A 14,908-nucleotide genomic window follows, 5' to 3' on the forward strand; every position below is an offset into this window, starting at 1 on the left:
TTTTTGTCGCTTTTTTTTGTATTTAACGCAGAACAATATTGGAAAAGATTTATTTAAAATGTGTTATATTTGCTTATTAGAAAAAAATTAGCAAGTGAAGTTCAGTAAAGAATTAAAAGCTGGTGTGATCACACTTCTGGCTATTGTAGGCTTTGTGGTGTTGTTTCAGTTTATGAAAGGGAAAAGCCTTTTTACTACAGACAATATATTTTACGCAAAATATGATAATGTAGAAGGTCTGGCGCAGTCTGCGGCGGTTTCTATTAACGGTTTGAAAGTAGGGCAGGTGGACAAAATTATTCCTCTGACCTCAAAAGACGGTAAAATTAATTTTGTTGTAAAAATTACAGTTGATAACAAATTTGAATTTTCAAAAAATTCATCATTAGAAATCTTTGAACCAGGATTAATGTCCGGCAAAGAAATGAGAGTAAACCTTGTGTACGGAGGTCCGACTGCAAAAGACGGCGATACCCTGAAAGGTGCTTTCAAACTTGGGATGATGGGAAGTCTTTCTTCACAGGTAGGTCCAGTAAAAGATCAGCTGCAGGTAGTTCTACACAGAGTAGACTCTCTAATGGCCAATGCCAACCTTCTTGTTGATGCACAAAACAGAGCTGAAATAAAAGCTTTACTATCCAATCTTAACAAAACCGTAGGTGCATTGCAGGCTACAGCAGGAAGTGTAAACAACCTGGTAGGCCACAATGATCCTAAACTGCAGAAAGTACTGGACGATGCAAGCCTTACGATGCAGAGTGGAAAAGTGACGCTGGATAAATACGGAAATCTGGCTCAGAGCATTGATACTAAACAATTGAATGCAACGATCGCCAATTTGGATGCTACTGTAGGAAAACTGAATCAGGTGATTGGCGGGATAGACAAAGGTGAAGGAAGTTTAGGTAAACTTATGAAAGATGATCAGTTGTACAATAATCTGAATTCAGCTTCTTCCAATCTGAATACATTAATCGAAGATATGAAAGCGAACCCGAAAAGATATATCAACTTCTCGGTTTTCGGTAAAAATAATAAAGACTAATACACCTTATGCAGTACATCGATAACATTATTTTCCTGATTTTATTAGTGGCCGGATTTGGTTTGTTTGCCAAAAGCCTTCAAAAGATTTATAGAAATATCAGGTTGGGTCATGAAATCAATAGAAACGACAGAAAAGGAGAACGTTGGGAAACTATGGCTCGTGTAGCAATGGGACAGAGTAAAATGACGGCACGCCCTGTTGCAGGAGTTTTACACCTCTTTGTTTATGTAGGTTTTGTGATTATTAATATTGAATTAATAGAAATCGTTGTTGATGGAATATTTGGAACACATCGTTTCTTATCAAGCATTTTAGGACATACATTTTATAATTTCTTCACTGCAACATTAGAAGTTTTAGCACTTTTGGTAGTGATAGGGGTTGTCATTTTCTTTATTCGTAGAAATTTTTACGGAGTGAAAAGATTGACAATGAAAGAACTTTTCGGATGGCCGAAAAATGATGCAAACTGGATTTTGATCATTGAATTCGCTTTGATGATGGCTTTCTTTATGATGAATGCTTCAGATTTTATTTTACAGGCGAGAGGTGTTTTTCCTGAACATGGAAGCTTTCCGATTAGTGAAATGACATTTGTCCCGTTTCTTGAAATATTCAATTTTGATAGCGGATTTTTGATGTTCACAGAAAAAGGAGCATGGTGGTTCCATTTTGTAGGAATTCTTTTCTTCATGAACTATCTTTATTACTCAAAACACCTCCATATTATCCTTGCATTTCCAAGTACATGGTATGCAAATCTTGATAAAAAAGGAAAATTCAATAATCTTGATTCTGTAACAAAGGAGATCAAATTAATGATGGACCCTAATGCAGATCCTTATGCTGCACCGGCTGAAGGTGCTGAAGCTGATGTCCCTTCTAAATTTGGTGCTGAAGATATCTTTGACCTGAATCAGGTACAGCTGCTTAATGCTTATTCATGTACAGAATGTGGACGCTGTACTTCCGTTTGTCCGGCTAATATTACCGGTAAAAAACTTTCTCCGAGACTGATCCTGATGAAGACAAGAGACAGACTTGAAGAGGTAGGAAGAAACATTGATAAAAATGGAAAATTTGTTGATGACGGTAAAAAACTGCTGAACGATTATATCACAAAAGAAGAACTTTGGGCTTGTACAACATGTAACGCATGTACAGATGCTTGTCCGGTATTGCTTGATCCACTTTCCATTATTTTTGAAATGAGAAGATTCCTGGTGATGGAACAGTCTGCTGCTCCACAGGAACTGAATCTGATGATGACCAATGTGGAAAACAATGCAGCCCCTTGGCAGTATAATCAGGCAGACCGTCTGAACTGGGCATCGGAAAACTAGATAATTAATCAATTTGAAAATTTGAAATTGATACCATTCTACATCATTTCAAATTTCCAAATTCTCACATTTTCAAATTGAAAAAGAAATGGATTTCAATATAAAAACAATGGCAGAATATGCTGCCGAAGGAAAAGCCCCGGAAGTTTTATTTTGGGTTGGATGTGCGGGAAGCTTTGATGACCGTGCTAAAAAAATTACAAAAGCATTTTGCAAAATATTAAATAAAATAGGAGTAGAATTTGCCGTTTTGGGACAGGAAGAAAGCTGTACCGGAGACCCTGCAAAAAGAGCAGGAAACGAATTCGTTTTCCAGATGATGGCCCTTACGAATATTGAAGTGCTGAATGCTTACGAAGTAAAGAAAATTGTAACGGCCTGCCCACACTGTTTCAATACTTTGAAAAATGAATATCCAAGCTTAGGCGGACACTTTGATGTAGTACACCATACTCAGTTCCTTAAAACCTTAATGGAAGAAGGAAGACTGAAAATAGAAGGAGGAGCATTCAAAGGGAAAAAAATCACTTTCCATGATCCTTGTTATCTGGGACGTGCCAATGACGAATATGAAGCTCCAAGAATGCTGCTTGAGAAACTGGATGCAGAGCTTGTAGAAATGAAGCGTTGCAAGACCAACGGACTTTGTTGTGGAGCAGGAGGCGCACAGATGTTTAAAGAGCCTGAAAAAGGAAAAAAAGACATCAATATTGAAAGAACAGAAGAAGCTTTATCTTTTGAACCAAAGGTAATTGCTACGGGATGCCCTTTCTGTAATACCATGATGACGGATGGTGTAAAACACTTTAACAAAAATACTGAAGTTGCCGTAAAAGATATCGTTGAACTTCTTGCTGAAGCAGAAGATTTATAATTGTAATCTTATACAGGTTATGAAGGTAGAATGGAGACTCTCCTTTTTGTTTATCATTTCGATACTTGCTGTACTTACATTCTGGAATTACCAAAACAGAGTATATGACTGGGATATGCCGGGTTATTTGGGGTGTATGTACACGTCTGAGTTCCCCAATTCCCCAGATAAAGTTAGAATCATCACTTATGATGAAATAAAAAAAGAAGCTCCTGCAGAACATTATACAGACATCATCGGAATAAAGCAGTGGGATATTCCAAGGCAGTATTTCGTGAAAAATACACAATCTTTTACAGAACAATTACCCTATTTTCAAATCAAAGTAGGGTATATTCTTGTAATAACTCTTTTTTATAAGCTGGGACTTTCCTCTCCAATGGCCGTTCTGTTTACCAGTCTTATTTCTTACTTTTTTTCGGGATTATTATTATTTTATATTTTAAAACTCCTCTTTCCGAAGAAATACTGGCTTGCAATAGGGCTCACGGTTGCTGCTATGCTTTTGCCGCCAATGACGTATATGTCCAGAGTTTCCACACCGGATATGTTCATCTTTCAGTTTATTCTCATCTTTATCATTGGGTTAATTAAAAAATGGAGCAAATGGGGGATGTTTGTGCTTCTGTTTGCAATCACTTTTATACGCCCGGATTATATTACATTTACCCTGACGTATATTATTGCTGTTTTCTTCTTTTATTATTTTAGAGAAAAGAAGATTGATGTGTCCCTTATTGCGCAGGGTACAGTACTTTTAGTGATGTATCTGGCAATCATTAAATTTTACCATTATCCCGGCTGGAAAGATGTTTTTTACGATACTTTTATAGACAGAAGACCTATTATTTCCACGCATCCCATCGAAGTAAGCTTAAAAGATTATCTGAGTATTATTTATATCAAGATCATTTATTTTAAAAAAGTGACTTTCTCTGTAGCCATTATGATCGCAGTAATTTTTTGGCGTTCCAAAGATGCATGGGTAAGAATGATTTCAGTACTTTTCCTTGTGAATGTGTATATCAAATTCTTTTTCTTTCCGCAGTCAGCAGCATTGAGGTTTTTCTTTCCGTTTATTTTTCCGCTTTTCATTATGATGCTCTACGTACTGAGTAAAAAATACAATGATCTCAAACTCGAGAAAATTGCGTAATTTTGTCTTTAAATTGATAAGGATTTGAAATCACAATTACAATAATATTCTGTTCAGTAATTAGAACTGAAAGTGATTACACAGTTCCTTGAAAAATAAATACTTACATTATGAAAATCGAAGAATCTAATATTGTAGAAACCAACGACTACAGAGTCATTATATATCCGGCTTCAAGACCTTTTGAAACTAAAGAAGCAAAGGCGATTACCGAAAAGCTATTTGATTTCCTTGCTACATGGGCCGCTCATGGAAAACCACTGTCTTCTTCATTTAAAATTGAAAAGAATCAGTTTATTGTGGTGTGTGTAGATGAAGAAAAAGAAATGGCTTCGGGGTGCAGCATTGATGCTTTAGGAAAGGTAATGAGAGAAATTGATGAAGAATATCAATTGGGGCTTTTCGACAGAATGAAAGCTAGTTTTGTAGAAAATGGTGAAGTGAAGACTTTAAAACTGATTGACTTTAAAACAAAATTGAGAAACGGAGAACTTTCAGAAGATATCCAGGTTTTTGACTTCTCAAAAAACACCTACCTTGACTTTTTGAGCCACTTCCTTCTTCCTTTGGAAAAAAGCTGGGCGGCTTCTGTAAAATAAGCGCTATTAAGCTAGTACAGCTGAATAATCATAAAGTGAGAACCTGTTTCTCACTTTTTTGTTTTATAATGTATATTTGCATAGATTCGAGTAAGACTAATGCCCAAAGTACTTTTTTTAACGACATCCCACAGCTATAATGATGACCGTATTTTTTATCATCAGGCAAAGGCTCTTAGAGATAATGGGTATGAAGTAAAAATATGCAGTTTATATGCAAAGTATAAAGGCGTTATAGAAGGGATTGAAATAGAATCCTATGCCGTTCTGGAAGAAAGCATAGAAAAGAAAATGGAAACGTTTCGTAAGGTTTGTGACAATTTTCAGCCCGATACCATTATCTGTTCTGAACCTCTTGCTGTAGTGGCTTCAAAGAAATTTGTAAAAGAGCATAATGCAGGCTGTATCTATGATATTACAGAATGGTATCCTTCTATGTCAATGCTTGACGGGTATAAGTTTCCGGCTAAAATCTTTCAGGCCGTTAAGTTTTCTCTTATTCAGTGGTATGCCGGATTTTTAAGTACTCATCTCATTTTTGGTGAAACTACCAAAAAGTTTCCTTTAGCGTATTTTTTTTGCTTTAAAAAGCAGATGATTCTTCCTTACTATCCGGATCCTGTTTATATCCATAAAAATATAAAAAAGCCTGATCCTGATCCTGATACTATTACTCTTTGCTATACAGGTCAGATTTCTAAAGATAAAGGAATTGAAAATTTCTTTAATGCAATAGATAAGCTTCAACAAAAACTGCCCGAACTTCATATAAAGATTCTGATTATCGGGTCAACGGTACAGAAAAGTGATGAATTCTATTTTTCAACATTACTGAAGAAATATTCTTTTAATACTATTGAACTCAGGAAACCTACTACTTTTGAGAGGTTTACAGAAGCATTTGCAGAGGCAGATATATGTTTTGACCTTAGGGAAATCAATTTTGAAAATAATCATTCATTGCCGATAAAATTGTTTTACTTTATGGGAGTAGGAAAACCGGTTATCTATTCAAATTTGAAGGGAATCCGAAAACATATGGGCACACTTTCATTTGGCAGTCTGGTAGATCCGCAGAATGCTGAAGCCATTGCCGAAATTATTCTCAATTATATAAGAAACCCGAAGCTGTATCATTTACATGCTCTCAATGCACGGAAAGAATTTGAAGAAAAATATAATTGGGGAACGATAAAAAAATCTTTTATTGATTTTGTGAAAAGATCTATTGATAAATAATTGCTATGCAGCTTACTATTATTAAAACTTTTGTCTCACGTTTTCTTATTCTGATCCTGAGTTTCGGACTGGTGATCTATTCTACGAACATGTGGGGAAGCGAAGGAAAAGGAACCATATCTATTGTGGTGGCCAATGCTGCAGCAGTAAGTTTTTTCAGCAGTATCTTTTCAGGAAGCAGTGCTTCTTATTTTGCCTCAAGGTTTAAAATAGAAAAAGTCTTATTGTATGCCTATTTATGGTCTCTTATAACCGGACTTTTAATTCCCTTTCTATTCAGTTTGGCTTCTATTCAGAGTGAGTATCTTTTGTATCTTATCGGGATCTCTGTTTTTTCTTCACTGTTATCCACAAATATCAGTTTGTTTATTGGAACACAGGATATTAGAAAGTTTAATATTTATACTGTTTTACAACAGCTTATACATATTATCTTTATCGGAATATTGGTATATCTGTTCGGGAAAAAAGATGTTTCAGTATACTTTCTTGCCCAGATAGGGTGCCTTGCACTTCTTTTTCTCACAAGCTTTTTTCAGATCATAAAAAAATGCAATATTTCTGAAATATCATTTTGTAAGGAGGTGGGCAGAAATATGTTTGAATACGGCTGGAAAACTCAGTTGAGTGCTTTTGTCCAGTTTCTGAACTACAGACTTTCGTTTTATTTTCTTGAATATTTTGAAGGTATTGCAAGTGTAGGAATATTCTCCATCGGAGTTACTTTTTCCGAAGCTATATGGACGATTACCCGTAGTATTGCCGTGGTTTTATATTCAGATGTAGTGAACAGTAAAAGCAGGGAAGAATCTGTAGAGAAAACCAAGGATTCTTTAAAACTCACTTTTATTTTGATGATAGGTTTTGTACTGGGAATCATTATTATACCCGCTCAGGTTTACGAGATGATCTTCGGAAAAGAGTTCAGGGACACCAAAGAAATAATGCTTCTTTTATCTCCGGGAATTTTTGCTATTGCAGTAAGTGATATGGTAGGACATTACTTTTCAGGAATGAGAGATTTAAAGATTCTCAATATAAAATCTATTGTAGGACTGGTGGTTACGGTGGTATTTTCTTTCATTGCCATACCAAAATGGGGAATTTTAGGTGCTTGTATTGCCACTACATCATCCTATTTTGTTTCATCTTTCCTTTTATTCAGAAAATTTTACGCTTCTACTCCCTTTAGTTTGAAAGACTATATGGTCTCAAAAGAAGAATTACAGCTTTTAAAAGATAAATTTTTGAAGAAATAATTTATTCTCTTCACATACAGAAAACAAAGTCATTTTCCTATTTTTACAAATCTATTAAGTCATATTATGTGCGGAATCAGCGGTTATTATTCATTTCATAAAAGTATTTCCTCTACAAATATTCTGGAAATGAATCAGGTAATCAAACATCGCGGGCCGGATGATGAAGGATTCTGGCTGTATGATAACGAACACGGAATTTCTTTTTCAGGAAATGATTCTACCCCGAAAATTAAAGAACAGTTTCCGGTTTTACAGGAAAGAAGCTCTGATATTGCCTTGGGCTTCCGCAGACTATCCATTGTCGATCTTTCCGAAAAAGGGCATCAGCCTATGCTTTCAGAGAATGAACAGATTATTATTACTTTTAACGGGGAGATTTATAATTTTAAAAAATTAAGACAAGAGCTTGAGTCTTTAGGCCATTCTTTCCGAAGCAATTCCGATACTGAAGTTATCCTCAAGGGGTATCAGGAGTGGAGAAATTCAATCTTTGCTAAGCTGGACGGAATGTTTGCAATCTGTATTGTGGATCTTACCAGTAAAAAACTTACACTTGCAAGAGATAGAGTAGGGATGAAACCGCTCTTTTACTACCAAAGTGAAGAGGCATTGGTTTGGGCATCAGAAATAAAAGCGCTGTTGAAAAATGAATTTGTAAAGCCTGAAATCAACTGGAATGGTGTTTATACCAATTTTCTTTTTCAAACAACATTGGCTCCGCAAACCTGCTTTCAGGATATTTTATCGCTGGAACCAGCTTCTTTTATGACCATTGATTTATTGAATCAAAAAATGACCAAAGAAAAATTCTGGACACTGCCTTCACCGTCTGAGAAAAATGTTTCTGAAGAAGAAGCTGTAAGGAAAATCGATCAATTACTTTCTGAAAGTATATCCGAACAATTATATGCAGATGTTCCTGTAGCAGTGATGATGAGTGGTGGAATAGATTCTACGTTAATTGCTTCAAAATCAAAATCTTTCAACCCAAATATCAATACATACACGATATCTTATCCTTTTTCTGATGAAGAAGTAAAAAATGCATCTCTGGCTGCCAGACATTTTGGGGTTTCGCATGAAATAAAAGAAGTGAGTGATGATGAAGCGCTGGAACAGCTTAAAGAAAATATTCAGCATTTTGAAGAACCTTACAGCAGTTTTGAAGTACTGATTAATGCTGCAAAATATGCACATGATAAAGACTTTAAAGTGGTCTTAAGCGGAAATGGTGCCGATGAACTTTTTGCCGGTTATTCCCATACGCTGAAGCTAAACAGATGGCTGCTGATGAAGAATTTTAATTTTGTAAAACCTTTTATTTTCACAAAAGATAAATTTTCACAACGGGTAAAAAACTATTTCTCTCAGGATAATATGTTTGATTTTTTCAGACAAAGCCAGATCAGTATGATGCCTTTGGAAGTTAAAAATCTTTTACATCCTTCCGTTTTTAAAAATATTAATACTGATTTGTCCGGTTACCATGCCTCTGAATCAAAAAGCTATTCCGGATATTTTGAATATGACATGAAATATTCCCTGTCTTCCCATCATGTCTTCCGGGATGATCTGAGTGCGATGAAATATAGTGTAGAATTTCGCTATCCATACCTTAGCAACAGCCTGATCAATTATGTAGCTTCATTGCCTGAACATATTAGATTTAATGGAGTTCAGAATAAACCATTACTGCGTAAAACCGCTGAAAAACATCTTCCTGAATCAGTTTTGAATATGCCTAAGAAAGGATTTTCTTTTCCGGTTCATTACTTCATTAAAAATGAAAAAAGAATAAGAGATTTCATTGTTGAAAATCTTAATAGTTTAAAAAAGAGAAATTTCTTCAATGCTGCAGTCATTGATGAGTGGTGGAATCATCTGGAACATGAGTATGACTGGGTGAAAATATGGCAGCTGGTTACTTTTGAGCTGTGGTATCAGAAATATTTTGAAAAATAAAGAAGCAGCCTAAAGATTAATATTTTACCTTTGTATTTATGATGAAATATTTTTGGGGCATACTTGTTGTGGTTTTTGCATTGGTAAGTTGTAAAAGTGATGATGATTCTTTGCAGAGAATAGATCAGGTACTTAATGTCTATATGAAAAACAGTGCTGGTCAGGACCTTCTGAACAGTAAAAAAAACGGATCTTATACCGGCTTTTCCGTAAACGATATTTTTGGAACTAAAGATATTGCTCCGGTAAGTATTTCATTGAGAATGACAACAGATTCTCTGTTTTATATGGAATATCTGGCAGGGGCAAAAAGAAGAAGACTGGATTCTATTAGCCCAGATCAACCAGGTACAGGAACTTCTTACCATTCCAAAATGCAGATTACATATACAAAGAGTACTAATGCAAGTGATAATGTAATTGATACTTTAGAAATTCAATATCGTAACACACCAACGGTATTTCAGGTTTCAAAAGTTTTGTATAACAAAGTTCAGGTATTTTCAAAAGATGCTGATGCACCAACTTCGATAAATACCGTTACGATCACAAAATAATTTTTAAATTTGTACAATTGTTAGCTTATTATGAGCTAAACATCTAATATTTAACATCTAAATAAAATGTTACAAGTCAATTTTTTGCGCGACAATAAAGAACGCGTTTTAGAAGGTCTTAAGAAAAGACAATTCAAAAATCTTGAGTTGGTAGACGAGGCTATCGCTGCCGACGACGAAAGAAAAAGAATCCAGTTTGAACTAGATTCCCAACTATCCGAAATCAACAAAATTTCGAAAGAAATCGGGCTTTTGATGAAAGAGGGGAGAAAAGAAGAAGCGGAATCTGCAAAATCTAAAACAGCACAATACAAAGAGTCGAGTTCAGAATTGAAATCCCAGTTAGAAGTTAAGGAAGAAGATTTACTGAATATTCTGTACCAGCTTCCAAACATTCCAAATGAATTGGTAAAAAGCGGAGCTTCTGCTGATGATAATGAAATGATTTTCCAGTCTCATCCGGTAGAAGGTCTTGGTGAAGGAGCTATTCCTCACTGGGAACTGGCTAAGAAATATAACCTTATTGATTTTGAATTAGGGGTTAAAATTGCTGGAGCAGGTTTTCCGGTTTATTTAGGAAAAGGAGCAAGATTACAGAGAGCTTTGGTTCAGTATTTCTTAGATAAAAACGTAGAAAAAGGATATACAGAAGTAAATCCTCCTCACGTTGTGAATGAAGCATCCGGATTTGGAACCGGGCAGCTGCCTGACAAAGAAGGACAGATGTATTATATCAACGAAGATAAATTATATTTGATTCCTACAGCTGAAGTTCCTGTAACGAATCTTTACCGTGATGTATTGCTTGACGAGAAAGATCTTCCAATCAAAAATACGGCATTTTCTCAGTGCTATAGAAGAGAAGCGGGTAGCTATGGCGCTCACGTAAGAGGATTGAACCGTCTTCACCAATTTGAAAAAGTAGAAATCGTAAGAATTGAAAAACCTGAAAATTCTTATGCTGTTTTAGAAGAAATGGTAGAGCATATCAAAGAAATTCTTACAGATCTTGAACTTCCATTCAGAGTACTAAGACTTTGTGGTGGTGATACTGGTTTTGCGTCTGCTATGACATATGACTTTGAGGTATGGAGTGCAGCACAGGAAATGTGGCTTGAAGTAAGCTCCGTTTCTAATTTTGAGACATTCCAGGCGAACAGATTGAAATGCCGTTACAAAGGAGATGGCAAATCTCAATTGGTTCACACCCTGAACGGATCTGCAATGGCGCTACCAAGAATTATGGCAGCATTGCTTGAAAACAACCAGACAGAGGAAGGTATCAAGCTTCCTAAGAAAATCGCAGAATATGCCAGGTTTGATGTAATCAACTAAATTAATCAATTAATTTAGCATACAATAAAAACCCACCGGATCTCGGTGGGTTTGTTTTATTCTGTAACGATGATGATCTTTTTATCCGCGTTTTTGAGTTTTATATCCTTATCATAAATGGCTTTCAGATCATATTCTATTCTTATTGAGTGATCATCAATCTGTTTCAGCCAGTCATGTTTCCCGGAAATTGATTTAATAGGACTTTCAAATTTTATCGTAGTTCCTATGTTTTTGAAAAACATGATCATCATGCCGCCTATCTTTTCAGCTTCTTCCTTTGAACTTTTTGTCCTGATGGCTTCTTCAATACTTTTAAGATTAAAATTATCTGTATTGATCGTTAAGGCTTTTCCATCCCAATTATTGTAAATGTTCTGATCAAAAGGCAGCTTTTCAGTTTTTGTGAAATTTTTCAGCGCCTGATAATCTTCCGGGGCAAAATGCTCCATTTTAAAAGAAAACCCTGCCAGTTTTTGATCTTCTTTGGTTGACTTCATGAAGATCTTTTTCATAATTCTGATGGAATCCGGATTTTCCGTTTTTAGTTTTCCTTCCTGTTTGGCAAGATCGTACATACTTGTCCAGCTAGTTGGCAGTCTATCCATCTCTCCGAATTCTTTCTGCTTCAGTGAGTCTGGTGTCATGGCCATCATTTCTGTCATAAACTCTTTCGTATCAATATCAGTTATGGTAGTAGAAGCAGCATCTTTATGATAAATAATTTCAGAATTTACACTACAGGATTGTAATATAAAAAGGCTTATCAGAAATATGACAAAGGATTTCTTCATGGTTTATTTAAATACTAATTAATGGCAGTTAACAGCCCCGTTGGGATCTTTGATGATTGTCATTGCTTCTGCTTTTGGAGAAACATAAGGAATTCCCAGCTCAAGACCTCTTAGAATGAATAATCCTCCTAGAATAATCATAATGACTGGAACGGCTTTCAAAACCTTTACCCTGAATGCCTGATTCATGAGATTTCCGGCCAAAACAATGGCAAACATGAATGGAAGGGTTCCCAATCCAAATAAAGCCATATATAAAGCTCCCTGCCATATTCCTCCGCCGGCAAGACTTGCCGTAAGAGCCATGTAAACCATTCCGCAAGGTAAAAAGCCATTAAGAAGTCCTGTGGAAAATCTTGATCGGTAATCTGCTTTCTGAAGAAGTTTTCCTAGATTCATTTTTACACTATACAGAAATTTGGACAGGAAGGGAATTTTTGATGCAAAATCTTTTCCGCCAAAGGAAAATACAGCCATGATAATCAGCAGGATTCCTGCAGTGATCGTCAAATATTTCTGGAAGCCTGCCATTTCAAATCCTTGCCCAATAATCCCAAGAAGCGCACCTAAAAACGAATAGGTAAAAACTCTTCCGAATTGATAGGTAAGGTTCTGAAGATAGAAATTGGCTGCCTGTTTTTTGGTTAATCCCATCGACAAGGCAATAGGACCGCACATTCCGATACAATGAAAACCGGAAGCAAAGCCTAAAGCAATAGCCGATACAATAAGTCCTACTTCCATATCACATCATAATCCATTCTGTAGTCTGTTTTATCAGTTGTCCAACTCAGTCTTAGCGTATAATTACCCATTTTCAATACCTGTGAAGGTATGATGAAAGACTGGCTGGCATCAAGCTGTACAGATTTTTTGATATCTAAATTCTGGTCGTCGGTTCTGTTTAAAACAAATTTTACCGTAGTATTTGAGTTGTTATAATCTTTTGGAAAAGTAATTTTAATTCCTTTAGGATCCTGGCTGTAAACAGGTTTTACCGGTAATTCATCTGCTTTTTTCTTTGCATCAATGACATCCTGATATTTCAACTCCTCTTCATAATAATTATCCGTTACCATTTCAGAGTTTTTCTGTCCGTTTGGAAAGAGAAATAACATAGATAATATAAAAACTATGAATGCAAGTAATGCAATTACAACACCGTGTCCCCAACTAAAGTTCTTCATTTTTTTCTAATTAAAATTGCAGTTTGAATGGCCCTTCAAAATAAGTCTGATATGAATCAATCAGTTTTCCTTTCATATCGTAAACGCCAATAGTAATATTCTGTTTAGAAAGTTTCATTTCTTCTTCAGGAAAGCTGATATTAATAGTCCCTTTAGAGATTTTATCTCGGTCTACTTGTATCTTGCTTGATGCACTGTAAGTGATTTCACCATGTGCCGGAGCAATTACTTTGATAGTAACGATTTTTTTGTCATTGGTCTTATTAAGGAAAGTATAATTATAAGTATTGGTAATTTTACCTTCTTTTACAAAGAATGTACTTCCTGCAGGTTTAATGAATTTAGCCTCCATTTCACCACGGCTGTACAGTAGATATCCTAAGAATCCTACAAGAAGGAATAAGAATATGCTAAATCCTTTCATTCTTCCTGTAAACTTAAATTGAGTTTCTTTTTCAATTTCGTTTTCAGATGCATAGCGGATCAAACCTTTTGGAAGTCCTACTTTTTCCATTACTTCATCACAGGCATCTATACAGGCCGTACAGTTGATACATTCCAACTGTTGTCCGTCTCTGATATCAATTCCTGTAGGGCATACTACCACACACTGATGGCAGTCTATACAATCTCCTTTGCCAGCAGCTTTACGGTCTTCACCTTTTCTCCATTTTGATCTGTTTTCCCCTCTTTTGAAATCATAGAAAACGTTGATCGTATCTTTATCAATCAGTACCCCCTGAAGTCTTCCGTATGGGCATACTAATGTACAAACCTGCTCTCTGAACCATGCAAATACAAAGTAGAATGCAGCAGTAAGAAGAATCATTACGATAAAATTGGTAGGATGTGTAAATGGTCCTTCACCAATGATCTTAAATACCTCTTCATAGCCTACGATGTACATAAACATAAAGTGGGTGATCACCAATGAAATAATGATATAAACAGTCCATTTTAAGCTTCTTTTCCAGATCTTTTCACTGTTCCACTCCTGTCTGTCCAGCTTCATCTGCTTGTTTCTGTCACCTTCAATCAGATATTCTATTTTACGGAAGATAGATTCCATAAAAATTGTCTGAGGGCAAATCCACCCGCAGAAAATTCTTCCGAACGCAATCGTAAAAACAATAATGAAGATTAAAGATGCAATAGCACCTAAAGTGAGGATAAAAAAGTCTTGTGGATAGAAAGGCTGTCCAAAGATGAAAAATTCTCTGTCTATGACATTGAACAATAATAATGGATTGCCATTGATTTTGATGAATGGTAATGAGAAATAAATAATTAATAATAAATAGCTTACAATGTTTCTATAGTTGGTATATTTCCCTTTAGGCTTTCTTGGGAATACCCATCTTCTTTTTCCGGATTGCTCCATTGTCCCTATAGAATCTCTGTAAGTCTCAGGGTCCAGAACCTGTCCCTGTCCGCCGCGTACTTCTATTTCTTCTATGTCTGACATATGTAATAGGTTTTTAAAAAAGAAAAAACATAATTCGTTACTATTTTAATCTAATAACAAATTATGTTTTTTCATATGTTTCTAATT

The 14,908-nt window shown here is 35.6% G+C and carries 14 protein-coding genes; 10 read left to right on the forward strand and 4 right to left on the reverse strand.

Going from position 1 to position 14,908, the window contains the following annotated elements; translation table 11 throughout:
- The first annotated feature begins 94 nt into the window (after positions 1-94).
- The 10 genes from FW780_RS20370 (at position 95) to serS (ending at position 11,375) form a co-directional block, all read left to right on the forward strand.
- Positions 95-1,045, forward strand: coding sequence for an MlaD family protein (locus tag FW780_RS20370; RefSeq protein ID WP_149835445.1), 951 nt, complete (start codon positions 95-97; stop codon positions 1,043-1,045).
- A gap of 8 nt (positions 1,046-1,053) precedes the next feature.
- Positions 1,054-2,391: a (Fe-S)-binding protein gene (locus FW780_RS20375; RefSeq protein WP_149835446.1), complete on the forward strand. Its 1,338-nt coding sequence runs from the start codon at positions 1,054-1,056 to the stop codon at positions 2,389-2,391.
- An 88-nt stretch (positions 2,392-2,479) separates the two neighbouring features.
- The gene (locus FW780_RS20380) at positions 2,480-3,265 is read left to right on the forward strand and encodes a (Fe-S)-binding protein (protein WP_047381714.1); all 786 of its coding nucleotides are present in this window, start codon (positions 2,480-2,482) and stop codon (positions 3,263-3,265) included.
- A gap of 19 nt (positions 3,266-3,284) precedes the next feature.
- On the forward strand, positions 3,285-4,421 hold the full coding sequence (locus tag FW780_RS20385; protein ID WP_149835447.1) for a hypothetical protein: 1,137 nt from the start codon (positions 3,285-3,287) through the stop codon (positions 4,419-4,421).
- A 110-nt stretch (positions 4,422-4,531) separates the two neighbouring features.
- Positions 4,532-5,020, forward strand: coding sequence for a hypothetical protein (locus FW780_RS20390; protein WP_149835448.1), 489 nt, complete (start codon positions 4,532-4,534; stop codon positions 5,018-5,020).
- Between the two features lie 99 nt (positions 5,021-5,119).
- On the forward strand, positions 5,120-6,259 hold the full coding sequence (locus FW780_RS20395) for a glycosyltransferase (protein ID WP_149835449.1): 1,140 nt from the start codon (positions 5,120-5,122) through the stop codon (positions 6,257-6,259).
- Between the two features lie 5 nt (positions 6,260-6,264).
- The gene (locus tag FW780_RS20400; protein WP_149835450.1) at positions 6,265-7,518 is read left to right on the forward strand and encodes an oligosaccharide flippase family protein; all 1,254 of its coding nucleotides are present in this window, start codon (positions 6,265-6,267) and stop codon (positions 7,516-7,518) included.
- Between the two features lie 66 nt (positions 7,519-7,584).
- The gene (gene asnB / locus FW780_RS20405; protein ID WP_149835451.1) at positions 7,585-9,483 is read left to right on the forward strand and encodes an asparagine synthase (glutamine-hydrolyzing); all 1,899 of its coding nucleotides are present in this window, start codon (positions 7,585-7,587) and stop codon (positions 9,481-9,483) included.
- A 38-nt stretch (positions 9,484-9,521) separates the two neighbouring features.
- A complete protein-coding gene (locus tag FW780_RS20410; RefSeq protein WP_149835452.1) occupies positions 9,522-10,040 on the forward strand; it encodes a hypothetical protein in 519 nt (172 codons plus the stop codon).
- Between the two features lie 66 nt (positions 10,041-10,106).
- The gene (gene serS / locus FW780_RS20415; protein WP_149835453.1) at positions 10,107-11,375 is read left to right on the forward strand and encodes a serine--tRNA ligase; all 1,269 of its coding nucleotides are present in this window, start codon (positions 10,107-10,109) and stop codon (positions 11,373-11,375) included.
- Positions 11,376-11,431: 56 nt separating this feature from the next.
- Here the strand turns inward: serS and FW780_RS20420 are convergent, their stop codons facing one another.
- The 4 genes from FW780_RS20420 to ccoG are packed head-to-tail and all read right to left on the reverse strand — an operon-like array spanning position 11,432 to position 14,821.
- A complete protein-coding gene (locus FW780_RS20420) occupies positions 11,432-12,169 on the reverse strand; it encodes a hypothetical protein (protein ID WP_149835454.1) in 738 nt (245 codons plus the stop codon).
- Positions 12,170-12,187: 18 nt separating this feature from the next.
- Entirely contained in the window at positions 12,188-12,913 is a 726-nt protein-coding gene (locus FW780_RS20425) for a sulfite exporter TauE/SafE family protein (protein ID WP_149835455.1), read from the reverse strand.
- On the reverse strand, positions 12,904-13,356 hold the full coding sequence (locus tag FW780_RS20430) for a FixH family protein (RefSeq protein WP_149835456.1): 453 nt from the start codon (positions 13,354-13,356) through the stop codon (positions 12,904-12,906). The genes FW780_RS20425 and FW780_RS20430 overlap by 10 nt, the downstream gene beginning before the upstream one ends.
- 10 nt (positions 13,357-13,366) lie before the next feature.
- Positions 13,367-14,821, reverse strand: a complete 1,455-nt coding sequence (gene ccoG, locus FW780_RS20435) for a cytochrome c oxidase accessory protein CcoG (protein ID WP_149835457.1) — start codon at positions 14,819-14,821, stop codon at positions 13,367-13,369.
- Positions 14,822-14,908 lie beyond the last annotated feature (87 nt).

The organism is Chryseobacterium sediminis (genome assembly GCF_008386505.1).
GTDB classification, from domain to species: Bacteria; Bacteroidota; Bacteroidia; order Flavobacteriales; family Weeksellaceae; genus Chryseobacterium; species Chryseobacterium sediminis.

Coding starts and splice junctions, on each gene's coding strand:
- FW780_RS20380 (WP_047381714.1), top strand. CDS start 2,480: ATGGATTTCAATATAAAAACAATGGCAGAATATGCTGCCGAAGGAAAA.
- FW780_RS20375 (WP_149835446.1), top strand. CDS start 1,054: ATGCAGTACATCGATAACATTATTTTCCTGATTTTATTAGTGGCCGGA.
- FW780_RS20410 (WP_149835452.1), top strand. CDS start 9,522: ATGATGAAATATTTTTGGGGCATACTTGTTGTGGTTTTTGCATTGGTA.
- FW780_RS20395 (WP_149835449.1), top strand. CDS start 5,120: ATGCCCAAAGTACTTTTTTTAACGACATCCCACAGCTATAATGATGAC.
- FW780_RS20390 (WP_149835448.1), top strand. CDS start 4,532: ATGAAAATCGAAGAATCTAATATTGTAGAAACCAACGACTACAGAGTC.
- FW780_RS20385 (WP_149835447.1), top strand. CDS start 3,285: ATGAAGGTAGAATGGAGACTCTCCTTTTTGTTTATCATTTCGATACTT.
- FW780_RS20400 (WP_149835450.1), top strand. CDS start 6,265: ATGCAGCTTACTATTATTAAAACTTTTGTCTCACGTTTTCTTATTCTG.
- asnB (WP_149835451.1), top strand. CDS start 7,585: ATGTGCGGAATCAGCGGTTATTATTCATTTCATAAAAGTATTTCCTCT.
- FW780_RS20425 (WP_149835455.1), bottom strand. CDS start 12,913: ATGGAAGTAGGACTTATTGTATCGGCTATTGCTTTAGGCTTTGCTTCC.
- FW780_RS20430 (WP_149835456.1), bottom strand. CDS start 13,356: ATGAAGAACTTTAGTTGGGGACACGGTGTTGTAATTGCATTACTTGCA.
- serS (WP_149835453.1), top strand. CDS start 10,107: ATGTTACAAGTCAATTTTTTGCGCGACAATAAAGAACGCGTTTTAGAA.
- FW780_RS20420 (WP_149835454.1), bottom strand. CDS start 12,169: ATGAAGAAATCCTTTGTCATATTTCTGATAAGCCTTTTTATATTACAA.
- ccoG (WP_149835457.1), bottom strand. CDS start 14,821: ATGTCAGACATAGAAGAAATAGAAGTACGCGGCGGACAGGGACAGGTT.